The sequence below is a fragment of the Dyella choica genome, from assembly GCF_003977665.1.
GTDB lineage: Bacteria > Pseudomonadota > Gammaproteobacteria > Xanthomonadales > Rhodanobacteraceae > Dyella_B > Dyella_B choica.
The window spans coordinates 1-18233 of record NZ_RYYV01000025.1; the positions used below are offsets into that span (position 1 = coordinate 1).

General features: G+C 60.2%; 16 protein-coding genes. 7 read left to right on the plus strand and 9 right to left on the minus strand.

What is annotated here, in order from left to right; genetic code table 11:
* The 4 genes from EKH80_RS20840 to EKH80_RS20855 all read left to right on the plus strand — a co-directional run.
* Positions 1-2249: DUF6531 domain-containing protein (locus EKH80_RS20840; RefSeq protein WP_230473861.1), on the plus strand; the 2249-nt coding region annotated here is incomplete at its 5' end.
* A gap of 13 nt (positions 2250-2262) precedes the next feature.
* Positions 2263-4467: an RHS repeat-associated core domain-containing protein gene (locus tag EKH80_RS20845; RefSeq protein ID WP_126686730.1), complete on the plus strand. Its 2205-nt coding sequence runs from the start codon at positions 2263-2265 to the stop codon at positions 4465-4467.
* A 39-nt stretch (positions 4468-4506) separates the two neighbouring features.
* On the plus strand, positions 4507-4857 hold the full coding sequence (locus tag EKH80_RS20850) for a hypothetical protein (protein WP_126686731.1): 351 nt from the start codon (positions 4507-4509) through the stop codon (positions 4855-4857).
* A gap of 324 nt (positions 4858-5181) precedes the next feature.
* Complete coding sequence (locus EKH80_RS20855) at positions 5182-6027, plus strand: alpha/beta fold hydrolase (RefSeq protein ID WP_158628913.1); 846 nt, start codon at positions 5182-5184, stop codon at positions 6025-6027.
* Between the two features lie 58 nt (positions 6028-6085).
* Here the strand turns inward: EKH80_RS20855 and EKH80_RS20860 are convergent, their stop codons facing one another.
* Positions 6086-7093: a YncE family protein gene (locus tag EKH80_RS20860; RefSeq protein WP_158628914.1), complete on the minus strand. Its 1008-nt coding sequence runs from the start codon at positions 7091-7093 to the stop codon at positions 6086-6088.
* A gap of 339 nt (positions 7094-7432) precedes the next feature.
* On the opposite strand from EKH80_RS20860, the gene EKH80_RS20865 reads away from it, so the two are divergent.
* Positions 7433-8500: a class I SAM-dependent methyltransferase gene (locus EKH80_RS20865; protein ID WP_230473862.1), complete on the plus strand. Its 1068-nt coding sequence runs from the start codon at positions 7433-7435 to the stop codon at positions 8498-8500.
* Between the two features lie 162 nt (positions 8501-8662).
* Here EKH80_RS20865 and EKH80_RS20870 read toward each other — a convergent pair whose 3' ends face one another.
* The 5 genes from EKH80_RS20870 to EKH80_RS20885 all read right to left on the minus strand — a co-directional run bounded on the left by EKH80_RS20870 (position 8663) and on the right by EKH80_RS20885 (position 13810).
* Entirely contained in the window at positions 8663-9688 is a 1026-nt protein-coding gene (locus tag EKH80_RS20870) for a MerR family transcriptional regulator (protein ID WP_126686734.1), read from the minus strand.
* Between the two features lie 86 nt (positions 9689-9774).
* Positions 9775-10230 (minus strand): GNAT family N-acetyltransferase, encoded by a 456-nt coding sequence (locus EKH80_RS24000; RefSeq protein ID WP_196240416.1) that lies wholly within the window; start codon positions 10228-10230, stop codon positions 9775-9777.
* A 21-nt stretch (positions 10231-10251) separates the two neighbouring features.
* Positions 10252-11640: a siroheme synthase CysG gene (gene cysG, locus EKH80_RS20875; RefSeq protein ID WP_196240417.1), complete on the minus strand. Its 1389-nt coding sequence runs from the start codon at positions 11638-11640 to the stop codon at positions 10252-10254.
* Positions 11641-11823: 183 nt separating this feature from the next.
* Positions 11824-12312, minus strand: a complete 489-nt coding sequence (locus EKH80_RS20880) for a RidA family protein (protein ID WP_126686735.1) — start codon at positions 12310-12312, stop codon at positions 11824-11826.
* Between the two features lie 100 nt (positions 12313-12412).
* On the minus strand, positions 12413-13810 hold the full coding sequence (locus EKH80_RS20885) for an aminotransferase-like domain-containing protein (RefSeq protein WP_126686736.1): 1398 nt from the start codon (positions 13808-13810) through the stop codon (positions 12413-12415).
* Between the two features lie 218 nt (positions 13811-14028).
* Here EKH80_RS20885 and EKH80_RS20890 point away from each other — a divergent pair, with 218 nt between their 5' ends.
* Entirely contained in the window at positions 14029-14928 is a 900-nt protein-coding gene (locus EKH80_RS20890; protein ID WP_126686737.1) for a DMT family transporter, read from the plus strand.
* 104 nt (positions 14929-15032) lie between these two features.
* On the opposite strand, the gene EKH80_RS20895 is transcribed toward EKH80_RS20890, so the two are convergent.
* On the minus strand, positions 15033-15248 hold the full coding sequence (locus EKH80_RS20895) for a hypothetical protein (protein ID WP_126686738.1): 216 nt from the start codon (positions 15246-15248) through the stop codon (positions 15033-15035).
* An 83-nt stretch (positions 15249-15331) separates the two neighbouring features.
* On the opposite strand from EKH80_RS20895, the gene EKH80_RS20900 reads away from it, so the two are divergent.
* Positions 15332-16114 (plus strand): SDR family oxidoreductase, encoded by a 783-nt coding sequence (locus EKH80_RS20900; RefSeq protein ID WP_126686739.1) that lies wholly within the window; start codon positions 15332-15334, stop codon positions 16112-16114.
* A 200-nt stretch (positions 16115-16314) separates the two neighbouring features.
* Here the strand turns inward: EKH80_RS20900 and EKH80_RS20905 are convergent, their stop codons facing one another.
* Positions 16315-16920 (minus strand): DUF4124 domain-containing protein, encoded by a 606-nt coding sequence (locus EKH80_RS20905; protein WP_126686740.1) that lies wholly within the window; start codon positions 16918-16920, stop codon positions 16315-16317.
* A 63-nt stretch (positions 16921-16983) separates the two neighbouring features.
* Positions 16984-17928 (minus strand): DegV family protein, encoded by a 945-nt coding sequence (locus EKH80_RS20910; RefSeq protein ID WP_196240418.1) that lies wholly within the window; start codon positions 17926-17928, stop codon positions 16984-16986.
* Between the last annotated feature and the right edge of the window lie 305 nt (positions 17929-18233).

Here is an 18233-nt window from a genome sequence, read left to right on the forward strand (position 1 = left end):
GTCGCCTTGAAGACTGCGCCATGCGCGCACCTCTTTCCATCATCGAACAACGCCAAGCGATTGATCTGGCTACATCATTCGTGGGGAAACCTCAGGATCAGAGCCGTCCTACCTATAAGCCCTGCGATAACTACAATCCGACGAAGAATTTGGGGTGCCCTTGCGACAAGGCGGGAAATTCACCCGACGTCGGCAACCCCATCAATATCGCCACGGGAAGCAAATACCAGGAAGAGCAGGATTTTTCGCAGGATGGCCTTTCGCTGCTGCGCTACTACAACAGTGCGGGTGAGGTACGTGCGTCGCACAACGGATTGCAATGGCTCAATAACTATGACCGGACGATAAGCTTTTCATCCAGTTCGTCGTCAAATAGCACTAACAATCCATCTCCGCCCACTCAGGTGACCGTGCGGCGTCCCGATGGGCGCGAACTCGTGTTAAAAAAGGTCAGCGGAACCTGGCACGGTGATGCCGATGTCGACGACCAATTGACTGAAATAGATGACGGTAAAGGTTATGTAGGCGCGTGGACGCTGTTGGTTGCAGACACGGGTTATACCGAAAATTACTCGGCTAATGGCATCCTTCTTTCGATGGTGGATCACGGTCGGCCTCTGGTTACCTTGAGCTATACCGATGGCACTCAAATGTCTCCCAGCAGTGGCATAGCCCTTGCTGCTGGCCTGCTTTGGAAGGTCACGGATGCTCGCGGCCGCAGCCTTGGCTTCGACTACGACAGCATGCAGAACCTCGTCGCGGTGACCCTTCCCGACGGAGGAGTGATCGGATATGGGTATAACCCGGCGGGCTATCTCACCAGCGTGTCCTATCCAGGCGGGAAAACGCGCCAGTATCTATATGACGAGGCGTCCTATAGTGCAGCGGGATCCAATCAAGGCAAGCTAACCGGCATCGTCGACGAAAACGGTGCGCGTTACGCCACCTTTAACTATCAGGCGGATGGTCGCGCCATTTCCACACAACACGGTAATGGTGCTGACTTGAACTCGGTAAGTTATGCGAGCAGTGGCACGGCTGCTACGGTGACGTATCCGCTCGGCCAGCAAGCCACCGCCACCTTTGTTGCCCCGCAGGGTACTGCTGTCATCAGCAATATGAGTGGTAACTGTGGCACAGCCTGTGGCCAGCAGTACCAGTCGCAAACCCTCGATGCAAACGGTTATCCGGCGGCGGCTACCGACTTCAATGGTAACGTCACGAAGACCGCCTACGATGTCAATGGTTTGCTAGGCCAGCAAATCGAAGCATCGGGTACGACCAGTCAGCGCACCACCAACACCACCTGGAACACCACCTTGCGTGTGCCGCTCACGCGCACGGTCCTGGATGCCAATGGCAACACGGTGAGCAACAGCCAGTGGGTCTACAACAGCAGTGGTCAAACACTGGCCCGATGCGAGATCGATCCCACCAACAGCGCCGCTTCCGGTTATACCTGCAGTAACACCGGCACCGTCCCCGCCGGCGTGCGCCGCTGGACTTATACCTACTGCACCGCGGTCGATACGACGCAATGCCCGATCGTGGGCTTGATGCTCACCGCCACCGGTCCGCGCACCGACACGACCCAGACCACCACCTACAGCTATTACCTGACCAGCAGCGCGACCAGTTGCGGCACCCCCGGTGCCGCCTGCTACCAGGCCGGCGACCTGCACACCATCACCGACCCCGCTGGCCACGTCACCACCATTGCCTCCTACGACGCCGATGGCCGCGTCACCCGGCTGACCGATGCCAACGGCCTCAACACGGATACGACCTACACCCCGCGCGGTTGGGTTGCCTCGCGCAACGTCGGCGGTGCCACCAGCAAGTTCACCTACACACCGTATGGCGCGGTGCAAACCGTCACCGACCCGGATAGCGTCACCACCACCTACGGCTACGACGCCGCGCACCGCCTGGTGAAGATCACCGATGCCCAAGGCAATTACCTCCAGTACACCCTGGACGCCGCCAGCAATAAAACCGCCGAGCAGGTCTATGACTCGACGGGTACGTTGCACAAGAGCCTGAGCCGGACCTTCAACCCCCTGGGTCAGCTCACCAAGGTCATGGACGGTCTCAGCCACACCGTGTTCGACGCCAGCGCCAGCAACAGCTACGACTCGAACGGAAACCTGGTGCAAAGCGCCGATGGCCTGGGCATCCAGCGCCAGCAGGGCTATGACGCCTTGAATCGCCTAGTGCAGACCCTCGACAACTACAACGGCGCGAACTGACAGGGAGCCAGCCATGAAGCAAGGACAAGCAGTGAAAGGCTCAGCCGTTGTGAATGCAACCTCGACCAAGGCAACAGGGCACCGAATGGACATAGGGGCGCGCACGATGATGGTTAGGAAACCGCTGGCCGGCCTTACGCTTGGTATGGCGATGGCCATCGTTGCGGTACCGGTGGCCGCACAGACCGCCAACACCAAGACCACCTACACCTACGACGCCCTGGATCGCCTGACCCAGGTCACCGATCCCAGCGGCCTCAATACCACGTATCAGTACGATGGCCTGTCGGATGGGACCAAGCTCACGAGCCCCGATACCGGCGTCACCGCCAAGACCTATGACGTCGCCGGCAACGTATTGACCGCCCTCGACGCCAACGGCAACACCGTCACTTACACCTACGACGCCCAGGATCGTCGCCTGAGCGCCAGCTATGCCGACACCACCCAGAACATCACCTACACCTACGACGAACCCAGCACTGTCACCGGCTGCACCACTTCGTACTCCATCGGCCATCTGACTCGCGTCGTTGAAAACGCCGTTACCACGGTGTACTGCTACAACGCCCAGGGCTATGTGATCCAGAAGAGCCAGACGGTCAGCGGCCACACGGATGTGACGAGTTACTCTCGCAGCCAGGGCGGCAAGATCCTCGGCATCACGCATCCCAGCGGCAACCAAGTGGCCTACAGTTACGATGCGGACGGCCACATCAGCGGCGTCACCGCCACCACCTCGAGTGGCACCACTACTCTGGTTAGCAACGCGACCTATCTGCCGTTCGGGCCGGTGAGCGGCTACACGCTGGGGAATGGACAGGTGGTGGCTCGTACCTACGATGCCAATTACCGGCTGACCGATCTCACCAGCCCGGCGTTCACCTTGCACTTGGCGCGCGATGCAATGGGAGACATCACCGCCATCGGCAATAGTCCCGGGGCAAATCCAGCAACCGAGACGTACAGCTATGACCCGCTGTATCGCCTCACGGCTATCACGGAAGCCAACGGCACAACGTTGGAAAGCGTGACGTATAACCAAGCAGGCGATCGTCTCAGCAAGACGGGCATTGGCCTGGCCACGGGCGCTTACGGCTATAACCCCAGCTCGCATCAATTAGTTGCGACGGGCAACGCGGCGCGAAGCGTGGATGCCAATGGTAATACGACCGCGATCAGTCAGGCGGGCAGCACATACGGGTTTGGCTACAACGCGCGTAACCGAATGGTGCTCGCGCAGCTGAATCAGAGCACGGTTGCTGCGTATACTTATAACGCTGTTGGGCAGCGTGTCGCTAAAACCGCAAATAGCTCTGCGGAGCGTTACAACTACGGCGCGGACAGTCGACTGCTGAGTGAATACGGTGCAACCAATCGTGAATACGTCTATCTCGACGACATTCCGGTAGCCAATCTCGATGCACAGGGAACTGCCACGTCAGTTGCCTATGTGACGGGAGATGAGTTGGGTACACCGCGAGCCATCGCCGATGGTAGTGGCAATACCGTGTGGTCTTGGGTGTACCAGGGCGGCGCGTGGGGTGAGCAGTTGCCGATAAGTAACGGCTATACCTACAATTTACGGTTTCCCGGTCAGTATTTCGACGTAGAAACAGGCTCCAGCTATAACCTCAATCGCGACTACGATCCGAACTCGGGTCGGTATATTGAAAGTGACCCAATCGGGCTAAAAGGCGGAATTACTACCTATGCTTATGTAGGCAGCAATTCCTTGGAATTCATTGATCCCTTTGGCCTGTCTGGCCTTCTTGTGATTCACTCAAATGGGTTACATGACGGGTCCAGCGGCAGTGGTGGAACTTCTGGTCATAGTTGGATTACCTATACGCCTGACAATGGGAACGAAATGATTTCATATGGCACTTGGGGGAATAATCCAGATGGTCAGGGTAATGGTATTCATGAGGATATCGAGATCGATAGGGGTCTAGGTGATGGAGATGCATCAAGAAGCGCTCATTTGGATGATGACCAAGAGTCTGACTTAATGGATTTGATAAATGCATATAAGAAAAAAGGTAAAAAAGGCTGGCGTTATCTTTCACCTTGCTCGTCTTTTGCAGCCAAGGCATGGAAAGCCGCGACCGGCGAGTCTTTGAATCCTTTTGGTCCATATAGCAATCCGTCGACGCTCGAGAGGTCTATAATTGCAGCAAATGGTGGGCAAATGCATGGATCTTTAGGGCAATTGTGATGCTTGACAATGGGTTTAAGCGAAAAGGGTTGCTTGGTCATGATTAAGAAGGCTCTCGTTGCAACGGCGTCAGTATTGTTTGCTCTTGCTGCATGCGCTGGCATTGGCAAGAGAGTTTTAGAACGAAATGCCGTTCTTGGATTCAAAGTCCAGGAAGATCGCTCAGCAAATGTCGATACACTAAAGTTGTCGGGCTTATCAGCTCATAGTTCACTTGTCGTGAGTGGCTACAAAACTATCCGGGAGGGGGACACGCTTGCCGTTATAGTGCAGCTTGAGCTGACGCATGACGATTTGTCAGGTAACTTTGATTACAATATTGTGATCCCCAGTGGCGTAAACGTTGTAACCTTTGGGAATGACCGAACGGTCATTTGGCACCGCCATTAGAAGGTATGGCGTCATTCTGGGTGATAGGAAAATTCAGCGCGCCCAGTGGCGCCGAAGCGTATCTCCGGCGAAGCCAGTGCGGCGATCTCCGCGTTCCTCGGCGAGTCACTAGTCATTTGGGCTAGACGAAAGCGACTGGGACGTCGATGGGCGGTCGGCACGCAGCTCCTTACGACTTCCGGCACACCCGTTTCCACGGGCACGCATGCTAGCTTGCGTTTAAGCCACCGGCACGACGCGTGTCCGTCGCCATGCGAGGGGATCCAAGAACTTTGTTGGCCACACCCGATGGCTCGGTTCTCACCTACAAAGAGTGCCCAAACTATGAAACGTCTCGCCGTCGCCGGACTGCTCGCCCTTGCTCTAACTCAAGTTTCCTATGCCAAGTCGCCGCAGGAATCCAATCCTGCCCACGCATGTAGTCGTTCCTTGCTGAATATCGATGGCAATCGGATCTGGGCCGATGAAGAGGGAGCCGGAAAACTAACCGTCGTGTTTGAGTCGGGATTCGGAAACGACTCCAGCGTGTGGTCGGCCATCGCACCGAAAATTCGGGCTGCAGGCGTGAAGACCTTGGTCTATGACCGTGCTGGGCTAGGCCAAAGCAGCATCAATACGGATGTGCCCTACAGTCTCGACAACGACGTCCACATCATGAAAGCCATGGTGGCCGCCTGTGGCGTCGATGGTCCCGTCGTGATGGTTGCGCACTCCTACGGGGGAGCCATCAGCCTGGTGGCGGCGTCTCAGGACGAGCGCATCAAGGGACTGGTTCTGCTCGACGCCGTTGTCCCCAATGTCTGGCCAAAAAGCGAGGTAGACAAAAACCAGACTGCGATGCGAGCCCAATACGATGAGATTCGGGAAAAGGCACCCGCGCTGGCCAAGGTAGCTATTCCTTTTGCTGAAGCCATGCCGGCGACTGCCAAGGAAATCAACGCCATTCGCGTTCCGGCTACGCTTCCCATCATCGATATCGTGGCGGAAAAAGGGCAAAAGGACCCTGCCAGCGCCCGCATATGGCAGGACGCGCACAAACAGTTCACCGGCGACAATCCGCACCGCGAACACGTCCTTGCCATGGGCAGCTCACACAAGGTGATGCTCGACCAGCCTGATCTGGTCGTGAAGGCGATACTGAGCATGCTTCAGAAGACGAAGGCGTTGTAACGTCACGTTCTGACGGTAGCGTCGTTGCATCGCCAAGCTGGTACTGCAACGACGTTTATCAATCCGGCGTAGGCACGAATTCCACTTGCTTCGCATCAAACAGCGTGGCGATCAGGGTTCGGCCGTCCGGCAGAAAACTCAGCTCGCGAGGAAAGCCGTCAGCGGGGATGGACATCCGTTTCAGTTGGGCGCTGTTTTCCAGATCGCTCAAGCCGACCAGTTGCCCCTTTGCATCCTTGGCAAAGCGGTTCGACAAGGCTGTCCAAACCTGCTTTCCGTCTGGGCGTACTGCAACGCCTACCGGACTTGGACCGATGGACAAACTCGTCACGCCGGCCTGTCCGGCTCCGTCCGGCCAACTGGCAACCTGGAATCTCAGCAAGGCGTTATCGCCTCGCGCCGTCACCCACAGTTCCTTGCCATCGGGCGCAACGGCGACCCGCACTGGATTGCATCCTGCCGGTAGACCAGCCACAAGTGCGTGCCTCGGGTCCGCTGCTGCCTTGGCTGTGTCAATCTTGAACAGAAGGCCCGGCGGGTGCATTTGGCCATTCGGTAATTCCGGCTTGCAGGTGGACTGCATGCTTGCGGGCCCTCTTTGGCTGGTTGCGTATAGCCAACGGCCATCCGGTGAGAAAGCCAATCCCACCGGAAAGCCGGAAGTGGGAATGTGGTCGATCAATACGCTGCCGTCGTTTTGCAGCTTGGAGAGGTCGAATACGCTGATGCGCGCCGAATCCTCGTCGGAGACGAAGGCCAGCTTGCCGTCGTGGCTGATCGCGGCATAGACGGCTCCGGCGCCGGAGCCGCTGTGCAACATCCCAAGGAGGGGGCTGCCGTCGTCATGCTCCAGCCGCTGCACGTCCAGCACGGACGTGTCATTGCCTCCGGCGACGGCCAGCAAGTGTCCATCATGGGACAACGCTTCGCCATAGGCTTCGCTCTTCAAGGGGGCCACATGGTCCAGCTCGAACTTCCCGCTGTTGTTGCGCAATACGGCGACGGCTCCTCCTCCCTTGCCGACGTTTATGGAAACGAACAGCCAGCAATTGTCAGGGGACGCCACGGCGGCAAACGGATGTCCGGGTACCGAGACGGCGCTTATTTGGGTGGGGGATGGACAGAGCGACGCATTGGCTCTTGCGCTAATGAGCAGGACAAAAAGGCCTACGGTAAAGCACAGGGTTCTCATCGTTTCTCGCCCTTCCTTGCGGAAAGTTTGCACGTTTACAGGAAAGGGTATCCATGGCGCAATGCTCATGCGAACGTGCCATGAAATTTGGGCCGGAATTCAATCTTATCGCGAGGGGCTCTGCTCGCTGTCTCCCGATAGTCATTGAAGATTACAATTTCTGAAATAAACAAGGCAGCACTTTACGAGTGCAGTGTTTGGCCTTAGGTTGGAGTGCAAACCCTGATATATCTCCACGTTTTCCGGCCACATTCCCGCAAAAATCGGGCTTACGCCCATGCTGTTCCAGAGCGTGCCGTCATTCCGGCGAAGGCCGGAATCCAGTCCAAATTCGCGTCCGAAGGACACATTACGTTCTCTATGTTGAGTGCTTCGCACGGCGTATTTGAACTGGATTCCGGCCTTCGCCGGAATGACGAGCAAAGACGCTGCACGGCATCGTTCGATGCGGGTATCACTGCTTTCGGGCTTCATGGAGCCATACAAGGTATGAAAAAGACTTCAGCGTTCGCTTTTCTGGTTCTCGGCACCGCAACCCTGCTGCATGCCCAAACGGTGCCATTGCCGGCCTACGTGACCAACGCGCTCTCCGACAACACGCGTCCGGCTGCCGAAACGCAGCTCGACAATGACCGCAAGCCGGCGGCGCTGCTCGTATTCGCCGGCATCAAGCCAGGCGACAAGGTCGCCGATGTCATGCCGGGCGAGGGTTATTTCACCCGCATCTTCAGCAAGGTGGTTGGCGCCGAAGGCCATGTGTACGCCGTGGTTCCTGAAAGCTATGCCAGCAAGGCATCGCCGGAGAAGCTCAAATCCATCCGGGCTCTGGTTGCCGACCCTGCTTTCAACGGCAACACCAGTCTCGAAATCCGCCCCTATGATCGGCTTGATGTCGGCGCGCCTCTGGATGCGGTTTGGACATTGCAGAATTATCATGATGTCTACGGCGCAGTCAGCGTTTTCAGCGTCAGCGGAAGCACCGGCCCCGCCCAAGCGGCGGAACTCGACGCTGCCGTGTTCAAGGCGCTAAAGCCGGGTGGCGTCTATGTCGTCGTTGACCATGCCGCCGAGGCGGGTTCAGGCGGGCGTGATGCCAACACATTGCATCGTATCGATCCGGCAACGGTCATTGCCCAAGCGAAGGCGGCGGGCTTCGTGCTGGAGGCGCAGAGCGCATTGTTCAGCAATCCCCAGGATAAGCACGATAAGCCTGTGTTTGCGCCGGATATCAAAGGGCACACGGACAAATTCGTGCTGAAGTTCCGCAAGCCGCTGCGCTGATTCGAGTTGCATCGTGATAGAGCCGGAGGGCGTGCCGCATCGGCTGGATTTGTCATGGGTCCGGATGACGTGGCGCTGCCTGGCGAGCGCCACGAAGTTCATGCGGCGAAAACGGACCGCCTCATGATGTCGGATTGGCGCACCCAACAGCTCAGGACAACGTCAGGATGTTCGAGTCAGCTCTTCCATGGCAGCACGCACGTACCCAAACAGGCTTTCGTTCACGCCGCTGCCGCTGCGAAGATCCGGCTCATTGGCGTAGGCTTCGCGAATCCGGGCGTGCGTGGCCGGATCATTGCCGGCGTAGGCGGTGAACAGCTTCAGCCACTTCCTTGCGAGCTCTAGCACGTGTGGATCATCCGATGGCGTGCCGGCGTCCCTGGCCTTGATGAGTGCGGCAATCAACGGCGGCCACTCGTACATGTCGCGGCCGTAGTTCTCACGCATATGCGCCATCTCATCTGGAAGGAGGTAACGATCAAAAATCGCCAGGCGTGCCGCGAGGGTGGCCTGTTCCACGAAATGTCCAAGCTCTTTGGTGATGCCGCTGAGCTGGCGGGCTTGCGGGACATCCTGTTGCATGGTGTGCAGGCGCATCAGGAAATCCGGGTTGCCGCCGGTGTCACGGTCGAGCATCTGCATCCATCGAAAGGCGAGCAGGTCCACGTCCGCGTCGCCGGGTTTGGCACCCCGGTCGATGGCGGTCTGGACGGCGCCCACCAGGGCGCTCCATTCGGATTGCGCATCGGCATCGTGGTAAAGCGGCAGCCGTTTCAATTCCTCGGCCGAAAAGTGGTGCTCGTACATGGTCATCAGTTCCATGGCGTCTATCCATTGGGATGGATCAAGGGGCTGTCCAGCCGCCAGCGTTTCGCGCGCAGCGCATAGCTGGCGGTGCAGGCGGCGGTCGCGAGCCATGGTCAGTTCAAGCATGCGGATCTGCTTGTTGATCAGGGTCTGCAGCGACGCCTCAGCGGTGGACAGGGCGGTGCCGATATCGGCCAGGGACAGGCCCAGCCGGCGAAGCGTGATGATGCGATAGAGCCGCTCCACGTCCTCGTCGGTGTACAGCCGATAACCGGCATCCGAGCGGGCGGAAGGACGCAGCAGGCCGATTTGGTGGTAGTGGTGCAGCGAGCGCACCGTCAGCCCGGTACGGCGTGCCAGATCACCTACTTTCCATCTCATTGGTACTTCATCCCCAGGCTTCGCTCGGATAGCGCCATGCTGCGGCCTGACGTTGCGTCAGGGTCAAGGATCACGAAGGATAAGCTCTATAGCTTGAGATGCAGAAACTGGTTGAAGTCGCTCTTTTGATAGTCCGAGAAGGCTTCGCCGTTGGCGAAGCCCCGTCGCCGATAAAGCACAAGCGCAGGCTCGAAGGCGGGGCCGCTGCCGGTTTCCAGGCTCAAGAGGCGCAGGCCACGCGCTCGCGCCTCTTCGATGATGCGATCCAGCAAGGCTGTCGCCACTGCGCGCCGAAGATAAGCCGGATGGGTGCGCATGGATTTTATTTCGCCCGAGTTTGCGTCCAGCTGTCTGAGTGCTCCGATGCCGCAGATGTCGTCGCCGTGCCAGGCGCTCCACACCGTTACGTCAGCTCGAGCCAGGCCGGAAAGATCAAGTGCGAAGACCTGCCCCGGTGGTGAATTCGAATGCATGTCAGCCAGGTGCAAGCGCAACAGGGATTGCGTTGCGGTGCTGGAAAGATCATCGACGCGAATATCCATGCAGTTCCCTGATGGCTGTCGTCACGCCGACTTGCCAAACCATGCGTGATCGCGCGCCAGCGCCGCCACCTCGCCAATGATCAGCAGTGCCTGCGGATGAATGGCATGCTCTTTTGCCAGTGCAGGCAATTCGTGCAGCGCACCGTGCAGTACCCGTTGCTGCGGCAGTGTTCCATTCTCGATGATGGCAAAAGGCGTATCCGGCCGCCGGCCGTGTTGCAGCAGGCGCTGCGTGAATTCCTCCACCCTTGCCACACCCATGTAGATGGCCAAGGTCTGGTGATCCTGGGCCAGCGCGGGCCAGTCCATCGCCTGCAGCGATTCCTTGTCGTGCCCGGTCAGCAGTTGCACCGAGCGCGCGTGTTCGCGATGCGTAAGCGGAATGCCGGCGTAGGCGGCGCAGGCCACGGCAGCGGTGACGCCGGGAACGATTTCGCAAGGAATGCCGCGCTGGCGCAGGAACTCCATCTCCTCGCCGCCACGCTCGAACACAAACGGGTCACCGCCTTTTAGCCGCACCACGCAGCGCCCGGCTTGGGCATGGTCGAGCAGCAGCTGATGGATCCGTTCCTGCTGCGTATGCTGCCCGCCGCAGCATTTGCCGACGTCAATGCGTTCGGCATCGCGGCGGGCCAATGCAAGCACGCCTGCGCTGATCAGCGAATCGTGTACGATCACGTCGGCCTGATTGAGCGCACGCAGTGCGCGCAGCGTCAGCAGCCCAGGATCGCCGGGGCCGGCGCCGACCAGCAGCACCGAACCTTTTGGCGAAGCAGGTGCAGGCGCGCTCAACGCCTCCAGCAGCACCTGTTCGGCTTCGTCGGAGCGGGCGTTGCGCAGCAATGCCAACACCGGTCCGTCGTGCAACCAATCGTAGAACCCGCGACGCAGCGCCAAGTCCGGCCATCGTCGCGCGATGCGTGCCCGGTGCTTTTGCGCAAGTGTGGTAAGTGGACCCAACGCGTGATCGAGCTGCGTTTCCAACGTTTCGCGTACACGGCGGGCGATGACGGGGGCTGCGCCGCCAGTGGAAACAGCCAGCATCAGTGGCGCGCGGTCCACTACCGCCGGCACCTGGAAGCGCGACAGGGCCGGATCATCCACCACATTCGCAAAGATGCGCCGCTCGCTTGCGCATGCTGCAACCTGGGCGTTGAGTTCGCGATCGTCGGTGGCAGCGATGACCAGCCAGGCGCCATCCAGCCATGCCGGCCGGAAAGTGCCGGCAAGGAATTCGACTTCGCCCTGTTCAACCTGTTGCACCAGGGCGGGCGTGAGCGCAGGCGCGCCGACGCGCACTCTCGCGCCGGCTGCAAGCAACGCAGCAATCTTGCGCTCCGCGACGTGGCCGCCGCCAACCACCAGTACGGGTAGGCCACTCAGATCGGCAAACAGTGGATAGAGCCCCATGATGCTTTCCGTCACGCAAACTTAGGTGGCTAGATTAATGCGAAAGCCTGCGTGTGCTTGCGACGATAAGGAATAAAGCGGGCGTAGGCGGGGATGGCAATCCCGGCACCGGGATGCTGCCTGGAAGCTGGGATTGTCATCCCAGCCTACGCGTTCTCCAGGGGCAGCGGGCGAGAAGGAAACTCAGGGTCGCACCGCGATCACCTCGATCTCCACCCGAAACCCCGGATTCGCCAGCCCCGCTACTTGAAAGGCCGAACGCACCGGCAGCTTGGGCTGCTCCTTGGTGCCGAAGAACTGGGTGTAGCCGGCCATGAAGCCGGCAAAATCCATGCGCCCGCCGTGTGCCTCGTCGCCCACCAGGAACACCTGCATCTTCACGACATCGCCCAGTCCCAAGTGCATGCCCTGCAATTGTTTCTGGATGGCGGTGAGCGCGCCGATGGTCTGGGTCTTGGTATCGCCGTAGGCCGCTACGGAATCCTTCGACGCCTTGGGATCCACTACCGGCGGCACCGTGCCGCTGAGGAAGACGATCGACTTGCCGGCGGGTATTTCCACTGCTGCGGAGATGGGGAAATTGCTGTTCGGCAGTTTGTAGCGGGTCACGTCCTGCGCGTGGGCGAAGGCGGGTGCCGCGAGCAGCAATGCAATCAGGGCCATCTTCTGCATGGTGATTCCTCCGGTGGGTGAGTGCATGAACGTATCCCATCTTCCCTCCGCGGAGAACGTCCACTTTTTCCCGAAAAGCAACGAGGACAGGTCCACCGCGCTATGCGCGATCCGCCAGTTGCCCCAGTCGACGCAACGCGCGATCAAGCGCTACGCTCCAGGGCAGGCCGCAGCTTAAGCGCAAGCAGTCGGCATACTCGCCACGGCTGGAAAACAGCATGCCTGGCGAAGTGCCGATGCCTTCGCGTAATGCCTCATCGAACAGCGTCTTTGCATTCATTCCGGGCAATTGCAGCCACAACGACAACCCGCCCTGCGGCGTGCATGCACGCGTGGATGAAGGCCAGTGCCGCGCAATCGCCTCGTGCATGCGTTGCGCATTGTCGGCCAAGGCCCGGCACAGCTGGCGCAGATGGCGTTGCAGATCGTGGCGCTCGAGGTAGTCGGCCAGGGCCAATTGCGGCAGGCTGGCGCTGCCGACAGTGGAGAAGTATTTGGTGCGCAACAGCGCATCGGTCCAGTCGCCGCCGACCAGCCAGCCAACCCGCAACCCGGCGGCCAGGATCTTGGAATAGGAGCCGCAGGTGATTACGCCGCCGTGCCGATCCCAGCGCCGCAGCGGTGCTGGGCGTTGCCCGGACCAGGCCAGTTCGCCGTAGATGTCGTCTTCGATGACGATCGTCTTGTGGCGCGCGCAACTCTTCAGCAGCGCTTGCTTGGCTTCGTCATCGGTGACGCTGCCGAGCGGGTTGTTGAAGTTGGGTACCAGCACGGCTGCGCGCACCTGGTGCTGCCGCAGCAGCAGTTCCAACCGTTCCACATCGATGCCGCGATCGGGCAGGTTCGGCACTTCCAGTACCTTCAGCTTCAAGGCGGCAACGGCTTGCAGAATGCCGTGATAAGTCGGCGATTCCACCAGCACTACGTCGCCCGGCTGGGTGAGGGTGCGCAACGACAGGCTGATCGCTTCCATCGCGCCGGCGGTGATGATGATTTCATCGGCTGAAACCGTGACCCCCACTTGGGCATAGCGTTGCGCGATCAGCCTGCGTAAGGAGAGATGGCCTTGCGGCGGCGCGTAATCCAGCGCGGCGCTAGGCATGCGGCGCAGGCAGCGGGACAGCGAAGCGGTCAGGGCCGATTGCGGAAGCAGGGTGAGCGATGGCGTGGCGCTGTGCAGTGGCAACAGATCGCTACGCGCGAGCATGTCCAGTACATCCTGCAGCATTGGGTTGCTGACCGTGCCCGGTGTGCGCCTGCGTGATGGTAGTGTTGCCGGCAAGGGTGGGCTGGCTGCTCGTACGAAATAGCCCGAACGTGGCCGTGCCTGGGCCAGGCCTTCGCGTTCCAGTTGCAGGCAGGCTTGCACGGCGGTGGCGATGCTCACGCCGTGGCTGTGCGCCAGTTGCCGGATGGAGGGCAGGCGCTCGCCGGCACGCAGGCTGCCTTGGGCGATCTGGGCACGCAGTTGGCTGGCGAGGTGCTGGTAAAGCAGCATGGCTATGCTCAAACTGTACTGGTCAAAATGGATCTTATCTGAGTCTGTGCTGGCCGAGCAGCTTAGTCTACGTTAGCGGCGCACGTTAGGGTGCAAACCCGAATGGCGCCTACTCAACGTACATCTCGATGCTAGCCATGACACGCCCCCTCCCCTACTACACGTAGGGGAGGGGGCAGATCACGGCGGCTTCGAGCCAACCTATACGGCACAGACCCATGCTCGAACAAAACCATCGCTCGGCACTGAGCCAACTCTTCCTTGCCGAAATCCTGATCGGTTCGGTCGGCGTCTTCGTCCATGAAAGCGGCCAGGACGCAGTCACCGCGGTGTTCTATCGTTGCCTGTTCGGCGGACTATTTTTGCTTGCCTGGGGGCTAGTGCGCGGCCACTTGCGCGGCTTGCTGCAGGATCGGGTGCTGATCCGCGGCGCCATCCTTAGCGGCATTTTGCTGGTGCTGAACTGGGTATGCCTGTTTGCCGGCATGGCGCGCTCGTCGATCGGCGTGGCGACGATGGTGTATCACTTCTTTCCGTTCGTGATGCTGATCCTCGCGGCGCTGGTGCAAGGGGAGCGCACCCGGCCGGTGGATCTGATGTGGACTTTGCTTGGCTTTGCCGGCGTGGCCTGTTCGGCTGATCCGGCGAGAATGTGGCACAGCGCCGACTCCTCCTATCTGATCGGCATCGGCCTTACCTTCCTGGCGGCGTTGTTGTGCGGGGCATCGCTGCTGATGTCGCGCAAAGTCGGCAAGCAGCGGCCGTTTGCGCTGGTAATGATCCAGTGCTGGGTAGGTGTCCTGATGCTGGGATGGTTTTCCAGCGCGGCCGCACTGCATGGAGGGACGCATTGGCTGTGGCTGCTGGGATTGGGCGTGATTCACAGCGGTATCGTGTACGTGCTGTTCTACTCGTCGTATCCGCGTCTGCCGGTGGTGACGATCGCGGTGATGGCGTTCGTGTATCCGCTGGTGACGCTGCTGCTCGATTACCTGCTGTACGGCCATCGATTGGTCCCGGTGCAGATGATCGGCTTGGGTCTGATCGTACTCGGCACGCTGGGCGTCAATTTGAAATGGACGCCCGGGTTTTCGCGGGAAAGCAGGGCCAGCGCGTAGGCTGGGATGCTAATCCCAGCTTCCAGGTTGACTGAAGATGCTGGGATTGCCATCCCAGCCTACGTCCCGTGGTACGCGCGACGAACGAACAGACGTCCGGATGGCTATTGCGCCTGTTGCTCGATCTGCTTTTCCTGCTCGGCGGCATGCTTGTCGACCAGCTTCTGCACGTCCTTGGCGCGCTGTTCGTCCTGCTTCATTCCATCCCAGGGGGCGCTGGCCTGGGTGGCGGCGGACTGGGGTTCGGCTCGGGGAGTCGGCGGTTTGTTGCTGCAGGCCCCAAGGGCCAGCAGGCAGAGCAGGGCGGTAGCGATTCTCATGACACGACCTCGATGGGCATGCGTCAAGTGTCCCGCCGGCCGGCGCTTCGGACAAGCCATGACGTTAAGGTAAGCTGCGCCCCATGAACAGCCGTATCGACGCCTGGCAGCTACAAGATCACACCGCACTCATCACCGGCGCCAGCAAGGGCATTGGCTACGCGGCTGCGCGCGAGCTGGCGGGGCTGGGGGCCGACCTTTTGCTGGTGGCGCGCGATGACGATTACCTGGAACAGGTGCGCGTAGAGCTAAGCGACGATTACCCCGGCATTGAGGTGCTGGCGTTCGCCGCCGATGTGAGCGTGGCGGAAGATCGCTTGGCCGTGTTCGACTGGGTGGCAGACCTGGAGTCGCCTGTGTCACTGCTGGTCAACAACGCTGGCGGCAATAGCCCAGGGGCTACGCTGGATTACGCAGAAGCCGAATATCGCGCGATTTTCGAGCAGAACCTGTTTTCCGCGTATGAGATGTGCCGGCTGGCCCATCCGCATCTCATCCAGCACGCGCATGCGGCGATCGTGAACGTGGGCTCGGTCTCCGGCATTACGCATGTGCGTACCGGTTCACCTTACGGCATGAGCAAGGCGGCCTTGCACCAGCTCACACGCAATCTCGCGGCCGAGTGGGCCATCGATGGCATTCGCGTCAACGCGGTGGCGCCCTGGTACATCCGCACCCAGCGCTCCGAGCCGGCGCTGGCCGATGCTGATTACCTCGATGAGGTGCTGGACCGTACACCGCTCAGGCGCATCGGCGAGCCGGAGGAAGTGGCCGCGGCCATCGCCTTCCTGTGCTTGCCGGCGGCCAGCTATATCACCGGCCAGGTGCTGGCGGTGGATGGCGGCTTTCTCAATTACGGCTACTGAACGTCAGTTTTCCGTGCAGCACGTAGGCTGGGTTGCAGAACCCAGCATGGCCATGCATGCAGCCCGAGCGATGCCGGGATTGCCATCCCAGCCCATGCACTTTATCCACACTGACTGGGGAAAGCCTGGTAGTAAGCCTGTGGACAAGTCTTCACAAAGCTTTCACGCCAACCCTTTGCATGACATTGCGCAAAATTTGCTCAGCAGTGGCTGAGTTCGGCGAGCAGTGCCTGTTCGCGCTGGAGCAGGGGCGGCTGGTCGCTCTTGAAGGCGCGTGAGAGCTTGCGTTCGTTCTCGTCGTATTGGTCACGCAGCGTCGAGCAGGTGTCTTGCGGCGTCATCGGCGCGCATTGGTCCTGCACCAGCACGTACTGGCTGGAGACCATGGCGGCGTTGGGCTTTACGCCGGGTGTAATGTGCCCAAGCGGGGTTGGCAGCATGCCGGTCATCGCCAGCGGCGCGTAATAGGGCTGCGGATCGCCGTTGCTACTCAGATAGGTGGTCTGGTCTGTCGCGCGCGCGCAGCGGTACATCGCCGATGGCGGCGTGCGCGGCACCGGCGCAGGCAAAGGTGCGGCAGGTGTGCTTGCCGCAGGAGGCGGGGACTTGGCTGGTTCCGGCAACGGTGCGGAGCGGGGGCTGCTATCGTCCAGCTGCAGGGTCTGTTGTTGTTGACCGCGCAGACAAGGGGTTCCCTGATAGACCAGTTCCCCTTGCGGCGTACGGCACTTGTACACGGTGACACTATCCGCACGCACTTGCGCGAACGGCTGAAGCGCGATCGACAGCGCGGTGGCTAAGATCACAAGGGCGCCTACGCGATTCATGCCCTCGATTCTACGCCCGCACCGTTGCCAAGCCGCGCCGGATCAGAATTCGACGTGATGTTCTTCCGCGGCGAAACCAATGGTCACCGCGCCTTCGCCCACATTGACCATGCCGGTGATGCTCATCGGCGCCTGCATCAGGGTGACGCCGCAGTCCTCGCAGGCCTGGGCCAGCTTGTCGTAGCCAGGCAGCTTCGGCAGCTCGCTCAGGTCGCCGCCGTAGGCCGTGCACATCACGGGTACCAGCAGGCCAGCCCGCACGCGCTCGGCGGCGTAATGGAGCAGAGTCTCGCAACCATGCTCCCAGCCGCGCACTTTGCCGACCGGCGTGGTATCGCCACGGTAGCCACGCAGCAGTGGTTTGATATCCAGGGTGGAGCCCAGCACCGCGCTCAGCAGGCCCACGCTACGATCGCCCTTTTTCTTGGCGCGGGCGCGCAGGTAGTACAGGTCGCGCGGCAGCATGTAGCCGTAGGAGTTCTCGGCAATATAGGCCAGCCGCTCGCGGATCGCGGCGGGCGATTCATTGGCCTGTATCAGTCTGACGGCCTCAACGATGCATGGGGCGGAGCCTACGAACAGGCTGCGTGTATCCAGTACGCGCATCAGGAATGGGCCGGTAATACCGGCCGGTTCGCGCATCTTGCGGTAGTTTTTCAGCACCGCGAAACTGGCCTTGACCACATTGTCGTAGATCGGGCTGCGCGTGGCGGTGACGGTGAGGCAGAACACGCAGTCCTTCTCCAGCACCAGCTTGTCCAGAAACAGCTTCTGCACGTCTTCCACCGAGCATGGCTCGGTTTCGGCCGAATGGCTGCGGCTGCCCAGCTTGAGTTTGAGGAAGCGCTCGATTTCAGCGGGATCTCGATCGTCCTTGAAGCTGGATTCGTCGACCCGTACCGCGATAGGCATGACGGCGATGTCGTGTTGCTGCAAAAACTCCCGCGGTAGATCGCAGGACGCATCGATGGCCAAACCCATGCGCATGTACCAAACCCCTGTCTTCAACGTGCGGCATGACCATAACATGACGGCGGCAAGCGGCCTTGCCGCGGTGCGCCAAGCACGCTGCCCGCAGGCATTGACGATGGTGTGCGATGCATAGCTGCCGTGGGCTGCAGACGGCGAACCTCAGCTGCGATCACCACGTTCGAACGCCATGCGGCGAGGAAGTTGATCGAATGTTGTTTCGGCAAGAAATAGCGCTGGCAGTGCGGCGTTTTCGCGGCCACTGTCAGTTTGTATCGGCAAGGGCTTTGATTTGCTTTCGAAAGGGTGCGTTTACCTTCGAC

Excerpts from the sequence above, each read along its gene's own strand:
- EKH80_RS20845 (WP_126686730.1), top strand. The coding sequence starts at position 2,263 with ATGAAGCAAGGACAAGCAGTGAAAGGCTCAGCCGTTGTGAATGCAACC.
- EKH80_RS20850 (WP_126686731.1), top strand. The coding sequence starts at position 4,507 with ATGATTAAGAAGGCTCTCGTTGCAACGGCGTCAGTATTGTTTGCTCTT.
- EKH80_RS20855 (WP_158628913.1), top strand. The coding sequence starts at position 5,182 with ATGAAACGTCTCGCCGTCGCCGGACTGCTCGCCCTTGCTCTAACTCAA.
- EKH80_RS20870 (WP_126686734.1), bottom strand. The coding sequence starts at position 9,688 with ATGAGATGGAAAGTAGGTGATCTGGCACGCCGTACCGGGCTGACGGTG.
- EKH80_RS24000 (WP_196240416.1), bottom strand. The coding sequence starts at position 10,230 with ATGGATATTCGCGTCGATGATCTTTCCAGCACCGCAACGCAATCCCTG.
- cysG (WP_196240417.1), bottom strand. The coding sequence starts at position 11,640 with ATGGGGCTCTATCCACTGTTTGCCGATCTGAGTGGCCTACCCGTACTG.
- EKH80_RS20880 (WP_126686735.1), bottom strand. The coding sequence starts at position 12,312 with ATGCAGAAGATGGCCCTGATTGCATTGCTGCTCGCGGCACCCGCCTTC.
- EKH80_RS20885 (WP_126686736.1), bottom strand. The coding sequence starts at position 13,810 with ATGCTGCTTTACCAGCACCTCGCCAGCCAACTGCGTGCCCAGATCGCC.
- EKH80_RS20890 (WP_126686737.1), top strand. The coding sequence starts at position 14,029 with ATGCTCGAACAAAACCATCGCTCGGCACTGAGCCAACTCTTCCTTGCC.
- EKH80_RS20895 (WP_126686738.1), bottom strand. The coding sequence starts at position 15,248 with ATGAGAATCGCTACCGCCCTGCTCTGCCTGCTGGCCCTTGGGGCCTGC.
- EKH80_RS20900 (WP_126686739.1), top strand. The coding sequence starts at position 15,332 with ATGAACAGCCGTATCGACGCCTGGCAGCTACAAGATCACACCGCACTC.
- EKH80_RS20910 (WP_196240418.1), bottom strand. The coding sequence starts at position 17,928 with ATGCGCATGGGTTTGGCCATCGATGCGTCCTGCGATCTACCGCGGGAG.